At 71.6% G+C, this 15,068-nt stretch carries 11 protein-coding genes and 1 tRNA gene; 1 reads left to right on the plus strand and 11 read right to left on the minus strand.

Annotated elements, in window-relative coordinates; translation table 11 throughout:
* Window positions 1-38: 38 nt before the first annotated feature.
* The 8 genes from paaK to ASG45_RS12610 all read right to left on the minus strand — a co-directional run bounded on the left by paaK (window position 39) and on the right by ASG45_RS12610 (window position 7,965).
* Window positions 39-1,349 (minus strand): phenylacetate--CoA ligase PaaK, encoded by a 1,311-nt coding sequence (paaK, locus tag ASG45_RS12575; protein WP_055838164.1) that lies wholly within the window; start codon window positions 1,347-1,349, stop codon window positions 39-41.
* On the minus strand, window positions 1,346-1,816 hold the full coding sequence (paaI, locus tag ASG45_RS12580) for a hydroxyphenylacetyl-CoA thioesterase PaaI (protein ID WP_235561616.1): 471 nt from the start codon (window positions 1,814-1,816) through the stop codon (window positions 1,346-1,348). Before paaI ends, paaK begins: the two co-directional genes overlap by 4 nt.
* Window positions 1,813-3,879 carry a phenylacetic acid degradation bifunctional protein PaaZ gene (gene paaZ / locus ASG45_RS12585; protein WP_055838170.1) on the minus strand — a complete coding sequence of 689 codons (2,067 nt, stop codon included), beginning with the start codon at window positions 3,877-3,879 and terminating at the stop codon, window positions 1,813-1,815. The genes paaI and paaZ overlap by 4 nt, the downstream gene beginning before the upstream one ends.
* Window positions 3,876-4,742, minus strand: a complete 867-nt coding sequence (locus ASG45_RS12590; protein ID WP_055838173.1) for a 3-hydroxyacyl-CoA dehydrogenase family protein — start codon at window positions 4,740-4,742, stop codon at window positions 3,876-3,878. Before ASG45_RS12590 ends, paaZ begins: the two co-directional genes overlap by 4 nt.
* Window positions 4,739-5,548, minus strand: coding sequence for an enoyl-CoA hydratase/isomerase family protein (locus ASG45_RS12595; protein ID WP_082516598.1), 810 nt, complete (start codon window positions 5,546-5,548; stop codon window positions 4,739-4,741). The genes ASG45_RS12590 and ASG45_RS12595 overlap by 4 nt, the downstream gene beginning before the upstream one ends.
* Window positions 5,541-6,731: a thiolase family protein gene (locus ASG45_RS12600; RefSeq protein WP_055839448.1), complete on the minus strand. Its 1,191-nt coding sequence runs from the start codon at window positions 6,729-6,731 to the stop codon at window positions 5,541-5,543. The genes ASG45_RS12595 and ASG45_RS12600 overlap by 8 nt, the downstream gene beginning before the upstream one ends.
* 379 nt (window positions 6,732-7,110) lie before the next feature.
* Window positions 7,111-7,186 (minus strand) — tRNA-Arg (locus ASG45_RS12605).
* 14 nt (window positions 7,187-7,200) lie between these two features.
* A complete protein-coding gene (locus ASG45_RS12610) occupies window positions 7,201-7,965 on the minus strand; it encodes an NRDE family protein (RefSeq protein ID WP_082516633.1) in 765 nt (254 codons plus the stop codon).
* A gap of 108 nt (window positions 7,966-8,073) precedes the next feature.
* Between ASG45_RS12610 and coaBC the strand changes: the two genes are divergently transcribed.
* Window positions 8,074-9,288, plus strand: coding sequence for a bifunctional phosphopantothenoylcysteine decarboxylase/phosphopantothenate--cysteine ligase CoaBC (gene coaBC / locus ASG45_RS12615; RefSeq protein ID WP_055838179.1), 1,215 nt, complete (start codon window positions 8,074-8,076; stop codon window positions 9,286-9,288).
* 63 nt (window positions 9,289-9,351) lie between these two features.
* Here the strand turns inward: coaBC and ASG45_RS12620 are convergent, their stop codons facing one another.
* The 3 genes from ASG45_RS12620 to ASG45_RS12630 form a co-directional block, all read right to left on the minus strand.
* Window positions 9,352-10,017: a peroxiredoxin-like family protein gene (locus ASG45_RS12620; RefSeq protein WP_055838182.1), complete on the minus strand. Its 666-nt coding sequence runs from the start codon at window positions 10,015-10,017 to the stop codon at window positions 9,352-9,354.
* A 339-nt stretch (window positions 10,018-10,356) separates the two neighbouring features.
* Window positions 10,357-11,526: a DUF2510 domain-containing protein gene (locus tag ASG45_RS16500; RefSeq protein WP_055838185.1), complete on the minus strand. Its 1,170-nt coding sequence runs from the start codon at window positions 11,524-11,526 to the stop codon at window positions 10,357-10,359.
* Window positions 11,527-11,592: 66 nt separating this feature from the next.
* Complete coding sequence (locus ASG45_RS12630) at window positions 11,593-15,006, minus strand: error-prone DNA polymerase (protein WP_055838188.1); 3,414 nt, start codon at window positions 15,004-15,006, stop codon at window positions 11,593-11,595.
* Between the last annotated feature and the right edge of the window lie 62 nt (window positions 15,007-15,068).

The following is a 15,068-nucleotide window of genomic DNA, read 5'->3' on the forward strand; positions in this document are numbered from 1 at the left end:
TCCGCGGTCTCGACGTCGGCCCGGCGCCCGGGCGCCCGTCACCGCAGGTCGTACACCCGCTTGTACTTGCCCTCGCTGCGCGGCAAGGCACCCGGCTCCTCGACGTTCACGTCGACGCTCGTGCCGATGAGCACCTTGATCCGCTGCTGCAGCACGACACCGGCGGCCTCGCAGACCTCTCGCTGCAGGGCGGGGTGCCGTTCGATGCGGACGGTCATGGCATCCATTCGTCCTTCTCGACGCAGCTCGAGCACGAAGTGCGGGGTGAGCGTCTCGATCCCCATCACGATCTCCTCGATCTGGGTCGGGAAGAGATTCACCCCGCGCAGGATGATCATGTCGTCGTTGCGCCCGGTGATCTTCTCGATGCGTCGCATCGACGGGAACGCCGTGCCCGGCTTCAAGCGGGTGAGGTCGCGGGTGCGGTAGCGGATGACCGGGAACGCCTCTTTGGTGAGCGAGGTGAACACCAGTTCGCCGAGTTCTCCGTCGGCCACCGGGGCGCCGCTCTCGCCGTCGATCGTCTCGGGCAGGAAGTGGTCCTCCCACACGTGGGGGCCGTCTTTGGTGAGCGCGCTCTCGCTGGCCACCCCCGGGCCCATCACCTCGCTCAGGCCGTAGATGTCGACGGCGACGACGTCGAGGCGCCGCTCGATCTCCCGGCGCATCTCGTTGGTCCAGGGCTCGGCGCCGAGCACGGCGACGCGCAGCGACGTGGACCGCGGATCGACGCCGGCCGACTCCAGCGCGTCGGCGATGGTGAGCAGGTAGCTCGGCGTGCAGAGGATGGCGTCGGGCGCGAAATCCTGGATGAGCTGCGCCTGGCGCGCGGTCTGCCCACCCGACATCGGGATGACGGTCGCCCCGAGCCGCTCGATTCCCGCGTGGGCACCCAGCCCTCCGGTGAACAGGCCGTACCCGTAGGCGTTGTGCACGCGATCGCCCGCGCGGATGCCCGCGGCGCTCAGCGAGCGCGCGACGAGATCGGCCCAGCGATCCAGGTCACCCGCGGTGTAGCCCACCACGGTGGGGCGCCCGGTCGTGCCCGACGAGGCGTGGATGCGACGGACCTCGGCCATCGGCACGGCGAACATGCCGAAGGGGTAGGTCTCGCGCAGGTCGGCCTTGGTCGTGAACGGCAACAGCCGAATGTCGTCGAGGGTACGGATGTCGTCGGGGCGCACGCCCGCGGCGTCGAATTTGCGGCGGTACATCTCGACGTTGTCGTAGGCGTGCCGCACGGTCCACTGCAGGCGCTCGAGCTGCAGCGCGCGCAGGCTCCCGAGCGGGATGCCGGTGGGATCGACGGATGCCAGGAAGTCGGGGCGCGAGGGAACGGTCATGGTCATCGGGACACCTCCGTGGTGGAGAGCGCGGCGTCGCGCTCGGGATCGGGTGCGGCGGCGGGTCGGGAGTCGGCCGGCGGACGCCGATCCGTCGTGATGCTGCGCCCGCGCACCTCGGCGACGAGGTCGCCGGTCTCGTCGGTCACCCGGATGTCGTACAGGCCCGTCCGCCCGCTCCGGGCGCGGCGGGCGGCGGTCGCCGTCAGCGTCTGCCCCGCGGTGGTGGACTTCAGGAACGTGACGTCGGCGCCGCCGGCGACGGTCACGCGCTCGTCTTCGTTGCACGCGATCGCGAACGCCGTGTCGGCGAGGGTGAAGACGAGCCCGCCGTGGGTGATGGCGAAACCGTTGAGCATGTCGTCGCGCACGGTCATCGACACGCGGGACTCCCCCGGCGCGTCGTGCTCGACGACCATGCCGAGCATCGCCGAGGCCTGATCGCGCTGCATCATCGGTCGGAGCGCGCTCACACCAGCACCTCGGCGGGCTGCCACGTCTTCGCCACGAGCGTCAGCACGTCGTACTGCGCGACGATCTCGTCGTCCTGGTTGTGGATGACGGCATCCCACCGCACCTCGCCGTACTCGTCGGTCTCGCGCGGGGTGATCTGCTTCGCCGTCAGAGCGACGCGGATGCGGTCACCGGGTGAGACGGGGGTGACGAAGCGCAGGTTCTCGAGGCCCGAGTTCGCGAGCACCGGCCCCGGTGCGGGATCGACGAACAACCCGGCCGCCCACGACACGAGCAGGTATCCGTGCGCCACGCGTCCCGGGAAGAAGGGGTTCGCCGCGGCGGATTCCTCGTCCATGTGCGCGTAGAACGTGTCGCCGGTGAAGTTGGCGAACACCTCGATGTCGTCGAGGGTGACTTCCCGCTCGGCCGACTCCACGGCATCGCCGATCCGCAGGTCGGAGAGGGGCTTGCGGAACGGATGCCGCCCCGCGGTGTCGGTCTCGGCTCCCGGATGCCACACCCCCGTCAACGCGGTCAGCATGCGCGGCGAGCCCTGGATCGCGGTGCGCTGCATCGAATGCAGGACCGAGCGGATGCCGCCGAGCTCCTCGCCGCCGCCGGCGCGGCCGGGTCCGCCGTGCACGAGGTGCGGCACGGGGGCGCCGTGCCCGGTGGAGGTGCGGGCGTCGTCACGGTCGAGGAAGAGCACGCGGCCGTTCATCGCGCCCATGCGCGTGAGCAGCTCGGTGGCGACACCGGGGTCGTGGGTCGCGACGCTCGTCACGAGCGAGCCGCCGCCCCGGCCGACGATGGTCGCCGCCTCCGCGACGTCGGTGTACTCGACGATGCTCGCGACCGGTCCGAAGGCCTCGATGTCGTTGACGGCCGGGGTCGCGGCATCGGCGAAGGCCAGGAGCATGGGCTCGAGGAAGGCGCCGTCGGCCGGGCTCGCGCCGTCGGCCACGCGCGCGTCGGGGGCCTCCGCCGACCCGACGACGAAACGCCCGCCCGCGTCCTGCAGCACGGCGACCTGCCGCAGCACCTCGTCGCGCTGCTCGCGCGAGACGAGCGGCCCCATGGTCACGCCCTCGACGCGCGGGTCGCCGACGACGACGCGTTCGGTGATCTTCTCGCGCAGCGCCGCGGCCACGGCATCCGTGGTCCCCGCCGGCACGATCGCGCGGCGGATCGCGGTGCACTTCTGCCCCGCCTTGGTGGTGAGCTCGACCAGCAGCTGCTTCACGTACGCGTCGAACTCGGGGGTGCCGGGCACGGCGTCGGGGCCGAGGATCGAGGCGTTGATCGAATCGGTCTCGCTCGTGAAGCGCACGCCGGGCTTCGCCTGGGTGCGCAGGCGTTCGGCGGTGGAGGCGCTGCCGGTGAAACCGACGGTGTCGCCGAGGTCGAGCAGGTCGAAGAGGCCGGGAACGCTGCCACTGACCAGCTGCAGCGAGCCCTCGGGGAGCAGGCCGGTCTCGACGACCATGCGCACCCAGGCCTCGGCGATGTACGCCGTGGGCGTCGCGGGCTTGACGATCGTGGGGAGGCCGGCGAGGAACGCGGGGGCGAACTTCTCGAGCGACCCCCACATCGGGAAGTTGAAGGCGTTGATCTGCACCGCGACGCCGGGGAGGCGCGTGTACACGTGGCGCCCGAGGAACGATCCGTCCTTCGACAACGGTTCGACCGGCCCGTCGAGCACGACCGTTCCGGCGGGCAGCTCACGGCGGGCCTTCGACGAGAAGGTGAACAGCACGCCGATGCCGCCGTCGATGTCGCTCAGCGAGTCGCGGCGGGTCGACCCCGAGCGCATCGACAGCGCGTACAGCTCTTCGCGGCGCTCGTTCAGCGCGATCGCGAGGTTCTTCAGCACCATCGCGCGCTGGTGGAAGGTGAGGGCGCCGAGGCTCCGCTGGCCCTCCCGGCGCGCGAAGGCGACGGCGCCCGCGAGGTCGAGACCCTTCGTGCTGACGCGGACGACCTCGTCGCCCGTCGACGCGTCGCGGACGACCGCGGCGTCGGGATCCTCGACGGGCGTCCACCAGGCGCCCTTCACGTAGCTCGGGAGAAACGTCATCATTCGCTCCATTCGTAGAATCCGCGGCCGGTCTTGCGGCCCAGGTGCCCCGCGTCGACGAGCTTCTTCAGCAGCGCCGGCGGGGTGAAGCGCGCGCCGAAGGCGCGCTCCAGTTCTTCGGCGATGCCGAGGCGCACGTCGAGTCCGACGATGTCGGTCGTGCGCAGGGGGCCCATCGGATGCCGGTACCCCAGCTCCATGGCCGTGTCGATGTCGTGGGCCGAGGCGACGCCCTCCTCGAGCATCCGGATCGCCTCGAGGCCGAGGGCGACGCCGAGGCGGCTCGACGCGAACCCGGGCGTATCGCGGACGACCACCGCGGTCTTGCCGATCGCGGCGATCCACACCCTCGCGGCCTCGACCACCTCGGGGTCGGTCGCAGCCCCCGTCACCACCTCGACGAGCGCCGAGGCGGGCACCGGGTTGAAGAAGTGCAGCCCGACGAAGCGCGCGGGGCGTGCGAGCGACGCGGCGAGCGCGTCGATCGAGATGGACGAGGTGTTGGATGCCACGACCGCACGATCCGACACGACCGCCTCGAGGCGGGTCAGGGCGTCGATCTTCAGCGCGCGGTCCTCGGGGACGGCCTCGACGACGAGGCCGGCGTCGGCGAACGCGGCGGCGTCGGTCCCGGTGGTCAGGGCCGTGGCATCCGGCGTCTCGATGCCCCGCACGGCCGAGCGCTGCAGGGCCGTCTCGACGCGTTCGCGTGCGGCGTCGGCGGCGTCGGCGTCGCGCTCGACGACGTGCACGCGGGAACCGGCGAGCAGGAACGCGTGGGCGATACCGGCGCCCATCCGGCCCCCGCCGAGCACGCCGATGGTCGAGGGCAGCGAGGCCGCGGGGGCCGAATCGGGAAGGGTCATCTCTTCTTCCTCTCGAGGAACGCGGTCATGCGGGCGCGCTTGTCGTCGCTGTCGAACAGCTCGGCCTGCAGTTCTCCGTCGATCGCGGGGTGCTCGGCGCGGGGGGCGAGCAGCGCGCGCTTGGTCAGCACGGTCGCCCGCACGGAGTTCGCGGCGATGCGGTCGACGATCGCGTGGGCGGCGCCCCGCAGGTCGCCGGGCTCGTGGATGCTCGACAGCAGGCCCCACGCGAGCGCCTCGTCGGCGTCGATCACCCGCGCGGTGAGCAGCAGTTCGCTGGCGCGCGCGTGGCCGACGATCTCGGGCAGGCGCCAGGCGGCGCCGGCGGCGGCGATGATGCCGAGGCCGGGCTCGGGGTTGCCGAAGCGCACGCGGGGTGTGCCGATGCGGATGTCGGCCGCGTAGGCGAGCTCCGCTCCCCCGCCGAGGGCGAAGCCGTCGACGGCCGCGACGACGGGCATCGGCAGGTGGCGGATGCGGTCGAACACCGTGGCGTTGATGCCGCGGCGGGCGTCGTCGCCGGTGCGCTCGCGCAACTGCGCGATGTCGGCCCCCGCGGCGAAGATCCCGCCGGCGCCGGTGAGGATCAGCGTGCGCGGTCGCTGCTCGAGCTCGGCGCACAGCGCGTGCAGCTCGTCGACCATGGCCTGATCGATCGCGTTGCGGCGATCGGGGCGGTCGAGGGTCGCGATGACGCGGTCGTCGAAGGCGTCGACGCGCAGACGGGAGGCGTGGCTCTCGGTCCCGTCGACGACCTCGGGGGTCTGGCTCGCGTCGGTGGCGGCCCCGCGCGTCGGCTCAGCCATCGACCCGCTCCACGATCATCGCGGTCCCCTGTCCGACGCCGACGCACATGGTCGCGAGCCCGTACCGGGCGTTCTCGCGCTCCAGGCGTCCGAGCAGCGTCACGAGCAGGCGGCTGCCGCTCGATCCGAGCGGATGACCGAGGGCGATCGCGCCGCCGTCGGCATTGACGATCTCGGGGTCGAGTCCCAGCCGTCGCATGCACGCCAGCGACTGCGACGCGAACGCCTCGTTGAGTTCGACCGCGCCGAGGTCGGATGCCGAGAGCCCCGCCTTCGCGAGGGCCTTCTCGGTCGCGGGCACGGGACCGAGGCCCATGATCTCGGGCGCGAGAGCGGCCGACGCGTGCGAGACGAGGCGCGCGCGGGGTCGCAGTCCGTAGCGTTCGACCGCTCGGGCACTGGCGACGACGACGGCCGAGGCCCCGTCGTTGAGCGAGCTGGAGTTGCCCGCCGTGACGACCTCACCGCCCTGGACCACCGGGCGGAGTCGGGCCAGCGCCTCGAGCGAGGTGTCACGGCGCGGGCCCTCGTCGGCGTCGACCACCCCTCGGCCCGTGTCCACCGCGACGATCTCGCTCGCGAAGCGCCCGGCATCCTGAGCCGCCACGGCCCGCTCGTGGCTCCGCAGGGCGAAGGCGTCGGCGTCGGCGCGGGTGATCGCGTCGACGCGGGCGACCTCCTCGGCCGTCTCGGGCATCGAGAGAGTGGCTTTGTCGCGCGCGGCGAGGCGCGGGTTGGTGAAGCGCCAGCCGATCGAAGTGTCGAAGGAGGCGCCGGGCTTCGCCCACGCGCGCTCGGGCTTCGCCTGAACCCAGGGCGCGCGGGTCATCGACTCGACGCCGCCGGCGACGACGATGTCGGCATCGCCCGAACGCACCGCCTGCGAAGCGAGGGCGACGGCACTCATCCCCGACGCGCAGAGTCGGTTCACGGTGAGGCCGGGGATGGCATCCGGCAGTCCCGCGAGCAGCACGGCCAAGCGGGCGACGTTGCGGTTGTCTTCGCCGGCCTGGTTCGCGGCCCCGAGGATGACCTCGTCGATCGCGTCGACGGGCACGCCCGCGCGCGTCACGGCTTCAGCCACGACGAGGGCGGCCAGATCGTCAGGACGAACGGAGGCCAGAGCCCCGCCGTACCGCCCGACCGGGGTGCGCGCACCGCCGATGAGAAACGCCTCCGACATCGCCATCCTCTCCCCCGCCGACGTTGGCGAGGTCGTTCATCCTCGACTTCGAGGTTTTCCGACCGATCGTTCAGTAATCATGTCACGGTGGGGGTGCGAGTGGCAACGGGCGTGCGCGGGCTCGGGTTTCACGCGGGCGGGATCTCACGCGCGCGGGGCCTCACGCGCGCGGAATCGCGAGCGCGCCAAACACCCACGTCCCCTCGGAGCCTCCGCGTGAACGCGTGAGCCCGTGACGTCTGTGCGCGCGGCGAACACCCGCCGACTGCCGGCCCGGAGCGGGCGCCTCAGCCGGAACGCGCGACCCCGTGGAGCGTGTGCGCGGGGTCGCAGCCGGCCATGCCGACCGTTCGATGTGCCGACGGCCGCGATCAGAAAGTGGTGCCCCCGACAGGATTCGAACCTGCGACGCCCGCGTTAGGAGTGCGGCGCTCTATCCCCTGAGCTACGAAGGCGGGATGGATCCAGCCTACTGCGGCCTCTCGGCGGTCTCGGCGCGCGGGACCATCGCCGAGGGGATGCCGAGGCGCAAGCGCGCGGCGAGTCCGTCGTCCCAGCGGCCGGGCTCCGGCAGTGCGGCTTCGCGCACGTCGACGCCGCCGGGTCCGATGCTGGCGACGCAGACGAGCAGCGACTCGAGCACGTGCCCGTCATGGTCGTCGCGGCGCAGCACCGCCGCGCCCGGGTCGTGGGTGGACTGCTCGACGACGCCGAGCCACGGCATCCACCACTCCTCGCCCGCGGCGAGGCCCACGCGGCGGAATCCCGCCAACCACCGTGCGATACGCGGCGTGCCCTCGTCGTCGACCGCGTGGTGGGCGATCATGTGCGTGCCCGGTGCGAGGCGCGTGCGGCGGGCGACCAGGCCGTCCCACTCCACGAGGTGGGCGCCCGCGGCATCCACCTCGACGAGATTGAAGCCCCGCGTGAGCGGTCGATCCGGGATGCCGTCCCCCACCGCGTCGAGGGGAACACCGCCGCGCGTGACGACCTCGTCGTCGCCGCGGTCGGACAGGTCTTCGCGGTTGAGGAGCACCGCGAGGCGACCCGCGTCGGGGTCGACGGCGAGCCAGGCACCGCCGGCGCGGTCGTCGCGCACACCCAGCACTCCGCCGCGCTCCGGCCACCAGCGGCCCAGACCGCGCCACGGCCGGTGGCGGTCCTCGTCACGCACGGCGAGCAGCCGCACCGGTTCGCCGGGCATCCCCGGAACGTCGATCACGACCGTGCACATCTGCTCCACGCTACCCGGGCGAGGGTTCGGTCGGGGTGCTGTGCGCTTCTTCGGCGCCTGAGCGGCGCCCGCCACCCGCCAACCCAGCCGACCTGGAAGACTGGGGCGATGTTCGTCGTGGTGGGAGTGACCGGGGGCATCGCCGCCTACAAGAGCGTCAGCCTCGTGCGACTGCTGGTCAAAGCGGGACACGACGTGCACGTGGTGCCGACCGACGACGCACTGCGCTTCGTGGGTCTGCCGACGTGGGAGGCCCTGAGCCGCAACCCCGTCGCGACGTCGGTGCACGATGACGTCGCCCGCGTGCGCCATGTCGCGCTCGGACAAGCGGCCGACCTCGTCATCGTCGCCCCCGCGACCGCGAACACCCTGGCCGCGATGACGGCGGGCTTGGCCTCCGACCTGCTCGGGACGACACTGCTCGCCACGACCGCGCCGGTCGTGGTGGCCCCGGCGATGCACACCGAGATGTGGCGGCACCCGGCGACGACGCACAACATGACCGTGCTCCGCGCGCGCGGGGTGCACGTCGTGGGGCCCGCCGACGGAGTCCTCACCGGCGGCGATTCCGGACCCGGACGCATGTCGGAGCCGGAGGAGATCGCGGCGGCGGCCCTCGCTCTCGTCGAACGCCCGCGCGACCTCGACGGTCTGTCGATCGTCGTGAGCGCCGGAGGCACGCGTGAGCCGATCGATCCCGTGCGCTTCCTGGGCAATCGTTCGAGCGGACGCCAGGGTGTCGCGATCGCCCGCGCCGCCGCCGACCGTGGCGCGCGGGTGACCCTCGTGGCCGCGCACCTCGACGCCGACGTGCGCCCCGATCCACGCGTCGAGGTGATCGCTGCGGGTACCGCCGAGCAACTCGGACGGGCGATGGATGCCGCGGCTCCCGACGCCGACGTGATCGTCATGGCCGCGGCGGTCGCCGACTACTCGGTGGCCGCGGTCGCCGAGCACAAGCTCCGCAAGCAGGACTCCCCCGGCGGTCTGACCCTCGAGCTGGTCGAGAATCGCGACATCGTCGCCGGGCTGGTCGAGCGCCGCCGGCCGGGGCAGACGGTCGTCGCCTTCGCCGCCGAGACGGTGGGCAGCGACGAGGAACTGCTCGAACGCGCCCGCGCGAAGGCCGCGCGCAAGGGCGTCGATCTGCTGGCCGCCAACGCGGTCGGGTGGTCGCGAGGGTTCGAGACCGCCGACAACGCCCTCACGATCGTCGGTCGCGACGGTGGGGTCGTGGCCACGGCATCCGGTTCGAAGGACGACACCGCGCACGCCCTGCTCGATGCGATCGTCGCGACGCGGGCATCGACGCTCGACGCCTGACGCCGGTGGACCGTGTCGCACGGGTGCAGGAGGACGAGCGGCCCGCCGCCCGTCCTCCCCGGGTCATTCGCTGCGAGCGCCGTCGACCGCGTCGATGATCCTGCCCGGCTCCGTACGCGTCGTGTAATCGACGTGGACATCGGCGAAGCGCACCACACCGGCGGCGTCGATCAGGTACACCGAGGGGAACGGGACGCGAGCGGTCTCGTCGGCGTTGCTGTCGGCGACGTCGAAGCCGAGTTCCGTGTGCGCCGCGCGCGCGTCGACGCTCGGCTCGGTGACGATGCCGAAGCGTTCGGCGAGCGTGTTCGCGGGGTCCGAGAGCACGGTGAACTCCAACGACCCGTTCGTCGTACTCTGGGCCGATCCGTCGGGCGTCTGCGGCGAGATCGCGATGAGCTGGACTCCGCGTTCCTGCAGCGCGGGCAGTAGTTGCTCCTGATAGGTGCGCAGAGTGATGTTGCAGTACGGGCACCACGCACCGCGGTAGAACACGACGACCGACGCGGCTCCGGCTCGGGCCTCGGAGAACGTCGTCGCCGCCCCCTCCGCGGTGACGAGCTCGGCATCCGGGGCGTCGTCACCCACGTCGAGCGCTCCCGCCGGGACGCCGGCGCTGCGAAGGGCGGCCTGCTCGTCGGAGAAGACCGCCGACAGTCGGTCTCCGATCTGCGCCTCGAACCCGGCGGTGAAGTCGTCGATCTGCTGCGCGATGGACGGTGTGGACATGCGTCGCCTCCCGGCGGAATCGGCGTCACGCGCCGGCTCCAGAAACCTAGGTCCGCCCGCAGGGGTCAGGGCTGTTCTCGTCATCCAACGAGACGCGACGTCACGAGGCGTCACGAAGGGTGCGCCTCATCCCCGCGCCCCCTCTCGGCCACGGGACTTCTCGAACACGGGCCTTCTCCGACGGGCCCCTCGCCGACGTGGCTTCCCAGACAGGGGCCTCTCAAACACGGGGCCTTCCAGACACTGGGCCCTCCAGAAACGGGGCCTCCCAGACGAGGGCTCTCCGGGGCTCGAGGCGGTTCTCAGGTGGGGGCCCGCTCGGGGCCCCCACCTCGTCACTCAATAACCGAAGTTGTACTGGGCTTCTTCGATGAGGGTGAAGACCTGCGTCAGGATGATCACGAACCAGATCGCGGCGATGACGATCGAGACGACCGTCACGACGATCGACGCCCAGACGGGGGCGAGCCCGCTGCCCGTGCGTCGCCGCAGCACCACGCCACGGCCGATGACGTAGACCAAGCCGCTGCCGATGACGAGCACCAGGAAGCTCCACGCCCAGTGGAACGGCTTCTCGACGCCACGGGCTCGGAGTTGGCGCCAGTCGAGGAACGAGAACAAGACGACGAGGGCGCCCAGGACGACGCTCGCCAGAGTGGCGACCGTCGAGACGATGGCGTCGGTGCCCATCGCACCGGGTTCGCCATACAGGCCGGCGTAGAAGGACTCCCGGATGTACGACGACCAGTCGAAGAGGAACAGCGACAGCACGCCCACCAGCGGCAGGAAGACGACCAACCACACCCAGACGGTGTTCGTGGGGATGTCGCGACGCAGCACGGGCTGGGCGCCGACCGACGGCGCGGCGGGATAACCGCCGTACCCGGCGGGGGCGGGCGTTCCGGGGTACGCCGGCGCCGACGAGTACGCGGGAGCGGCCGAGGGCGGGGTGACGGGGTACGCGGCGGGCGGTGCGGACGCGAACGGCGCACTGGGTGCCGGAGGCGCCGGGATCGCACTGGGTGCCGGAGGCGCGGGGCTCGCGCTGGGTGCCGGAGGCGCCGGGATCGCGCTGGGTGCCGGAGGAGCGGGAACCTCGCTGTGCGCTGCCGGTGCGGAGGCTCCGGCCGGGGACGCCGACGGGGCGTCGGTCTGCGCGGCCGTGGCGGCATGGTCGCTCGTCGATGCAGGCGCGGCGGGGTCGTTCGACGCCTCACCGGAGAGGGCAGGCTCCTCCGCGGCTCCGGCTGACGTCGGGGTCGACTCGGGGGCGAACCCCTGCGCGGCGGCAGGCGCCGGAGTCGACTCGTGGGCGGCGGTGTCGGCGTCGTCGGACACCGGAGCCGACTCGGACGCGGAACCCGAGTCCTGCGCGGCCACCTGCGGAACCCCGTCGCCGTGCACGGGGCGCACCTCATCGGTCCAGGCGGTGCCGTCCCACCGGCGCAGGCCGTCGCCGCCTGCGGGGTCGGGATACCAGCCTTCGGGCGGAGTGGGTGTGTCGGTCATGTCGTTTCCCCTGTCGTGGTGCGGAACCGGGCGAGATTGCCCCGAGTCTAGTGAGGGCGCCCGACATCACCGGAAGTCCCGGGACGCGTGCGCGACGCCGACCTGTAGATCGGTGAAGCCGTCGGCGACCACATTGGTCACTCCCTCGACCGATCGTTCGAGCATGCCCCGCACGATGAGGGCGGGTGATTCCCGCGCGACCCGCCGGTATCTGTTCCACACTCCCACCGAACAGATGATGTTCATCAGTCCGTGCTCGTCTTCGAGGTTGAGGAAGGTGATGCCGGATGCCGTGGCCGGGCGCTGCCGATGGGTGACGAGCCCCGCCACCTCGATGCGACGATCGGTCTCGAAGGTGCGGAGCTCCCGCGAGGTGAGCACCCCGCGCGCGTCGAGCGCCGAGCGGAAGTGGGTGAGCGGGTGGTCGTCGGCCGAGAGCCCGGTCGCCCAGAGATCGGCCGCGAGCACCTCGTAACTTGACGGGTCGGTGAACAGCGGCGGCTGCACGGCCACGAGCGAGTCGGGAAGGAACTCGGCGCGATCGAGCGCCGCCGACCCGGCCAGCCAGATCGCCTCGCGCCGGGTATGGCCCAGGCTCTCGAAGGCCCCCGCCGTGGCGAGCGCCTCGAGTTGCGCCGTGACAAGTCCCGTGCGCCGCACGAGGTCGCGTTGATCCCGATAGGGGCCGCCCCTCTCTCGTTCGGCGACGATGCGCTCGGCGACCTTCTTGCCGATCCCGGTCACTCCGGCGAGCCCCAGACGCACGACGAACCCGCCGTCTCGGCGGTGGGTGAGGGTCTCGTCGGGCTCCGACGCATCGAAGTCCCCGGTGGGGGGCTGCTCCGCGTGCGCGCAGGCGTCGAGACCCGTCGGGGCGCGGGCGCCCGTCTCGTCGACCGGCTCGAGGCCCGCTTCGACGCTCGAGCGCAGCAAGTCGGGCCGCCGTACGGTCACCCCGTGCCGGCGGGCATCGGCGGTGAGGGTGGCGGGTGAGTAGAACCCCATGGGCTGGGCGCGCAGCAGGCCGGCGAGGAACGCCGCCGGGTAATGCAGCTTGATCCACGAGCTCGCGTACACCAGCAGCGCGAACGACAGCGAATGCGATTCGGCGAAACCGAAGTTCGCGAACGCCTGGATCTTGGCGTACAGATCATCGGCGACCTGACCGACCAGACCGTTCTGCGCCATGCCCTCGTACAGCTTCTCGCGCAGGGAGTCGATACGCTCGAGCCCCCGCTTGGACCCCATGGCTCGGCGCAGCAGGTCGGCGTCTTCGGCAGAGCAGTTGCCGATGGCGACGGCCATCTGCATGAGCTGCTCCTGGAACACCGGTACCCCCATCGTCCGCTCCAGCACCGGCTCGAGCTTGGGATGCACGTAGGTGACGGGCTCCTGTCCGAGCTTGCGTCGAACGAACGGATGCACGGCACCGCCCTGGATGGGTCCCGGGCGGATGAGGGCGATCTGCACGACCAGGTCGTAGAACTTCCGCGGCTGCAGACGCGGCAGCAATCCCATCTGCGCGCGGGATTCCACCTGGAACACCCCGATCGAGTCGGCGCGGCACAGCATGTCGTAGACGGCCTTCTCTTCTTTGGGCAGCGTGGACAGCTCCCACGCCTCGCCCGTGGCATCGCGGATCAGGTCGAAGCAGTACTGCAGCGCCGCGAGCATGCCGAGCCCCAGCAGATCGAACTTGACCAGCCCCATCCACGCGGCGTCGTCTTTGTCCCACTGGATGACCGTGCGGTTCTCCATGCGCGCATGCTCGATCGGCACGACCTCACCCACCGGTCGATCGGTGAGCACCATGCCTCCGGAGTGGATGCCGAGGTGGCGAGGCGCTTTCAACAGCTCCGACGCGAACTCGATGACCTGGTCGGGGATGTCGTGATCCGCACCGGTTTCGAGGGTCGCTCCCCACCGTTCGACCTGCTTCGACCAGGCGTCTTGCTGGCCCGGCGAGTGCCCGAGCGCACGCGCCATGTCACGGACGGCGTTCTTGGGACGGTACTGGATGACATTCGCCACCTGCGCCGCACGCTCGCGCCCGTACTCCTTGTAGACCCACTGGATGATCTCTTCGCGGCGATCGGAGTCGAAGTCGACGTCGATGTCGGGCTCTTCGTCGCGCAGGCTCGACAGGAAACGCTCGAAGGGCAGCTTGTAGAAGATCGAGTCGACCGCGGTGATGTCGAGCAGGAAGCACACCGCGCTGTTCGCCGCCGACCCGCGCCCCTGACACAGGATGCCGCGCCGCCGGGCCTCGGCGACGATGCCGTAGACGATGAGGAAGTACCCCGGGAAGTCCTTCATCTCGATCACACCGAGTTCTCGTTCGATGCGGTTGCGATCCTCGTCGGAGAGCCGGGGGTACTTGCGCGGTACGGCCTCCCACACCAGATGCCGCAGCCAGGACATGGGGGTATGCCCCTCGGGGACGTCTTGGCGCGGAAGCGCGGGCTTGGCGCGGCGCAACGGGAAGGCGACCTCGTCGGCGAGCGTGACGGTGCGCGCCACCGCTCCGGGATACCGGGCGAACCGCGCCGCCATCTCGACCCCCGAGCGCAGGTGCGCGCCGGCGTGCGCGGGAAGCCACCCGTCGAGTTCGTCGAGACCACGATTGGCGCGCACGGCGGCCACGGCGGCGGCGAGAAGCTCCTTCTGCGGGGCGGCGTAGTGCACGTTGTTCGTCGCGAGGATCGGCAGCCCCCGCTCGGCGGCGAGCGCCGCCAGCACGTCGTTGCGTCTCGAGTCGAGTGGACTGCCGTGATCCATCAGCTCGACGTACACGGCCTCGGGGCCGAACAGGTCGACGAGGGTGTCGAGTTCGCGCGCGGCCCCCGTGGGCCCTTCGAACGCCAGAGCTTGGCGCACCGTGCCCTTGCGGCATCCGGTGAGCACCGCCCAGTGCGGATCGCCGGCTCCGCCCGCGCGTTCGGCCAGGTCGGCGAGGTCGTAGACGGGACGCCCCTTCTCGGCACCGCTGAGCTGCGCGTGGGTGATCGCGGCGGCGAGGCGGTGATAGCCCTCTTCGCGGCGTGCGAGCACGAGCAGATGCGATCCGCCCGGGTCGGCCTCGCCGTTCTGCGGCCCCGTGAGACCCAGCGACAGTTCTGCGCCGAAGACGGTGTTCACCGTGCGCGCCTCGGCGGCCTCGGCGAAGCGCACGATGCCGTAGAACCCGTCGTGGTCGGTGAGGGCGAGGGCGTGCAGGCCCAGTCGTTCGGCTTCTTCGACGAGTTCTTCGGGCGACGAGGCTCCGTCGAGGAACGAGTACGACGAGTGCGCGTGCAACTCGGCGTACGGCACGGTGTCGGCCGGGCGCGCGATCGTCGGCGGCACGTAGGCGCCGCGCTTGTGCGACCAGGCGGGGCTGTCGCCCCCGTCACCGTTCGGCGGGGCACCGGTCGGGCGTCGGGCGTCACTGAGCACGCGCTCGAGTTCCGACCATTTCACCGGCGGATTGTTCCAGCCCATCGGCGCACCTCCGCCCGGGTTCTGTTCATCGATGGGGAGCCGACGGCGGGCGCGAGGCCCGC

Source organism: Microbacterium sp. Leaf436, from assembly GCF_001424715.1.
Classification (GTDB): domain Bacteria; phylum Actinomycetota; class Actinomycetes; order Actinomycetales; family Microbacteriaceae; genus Microbacterium.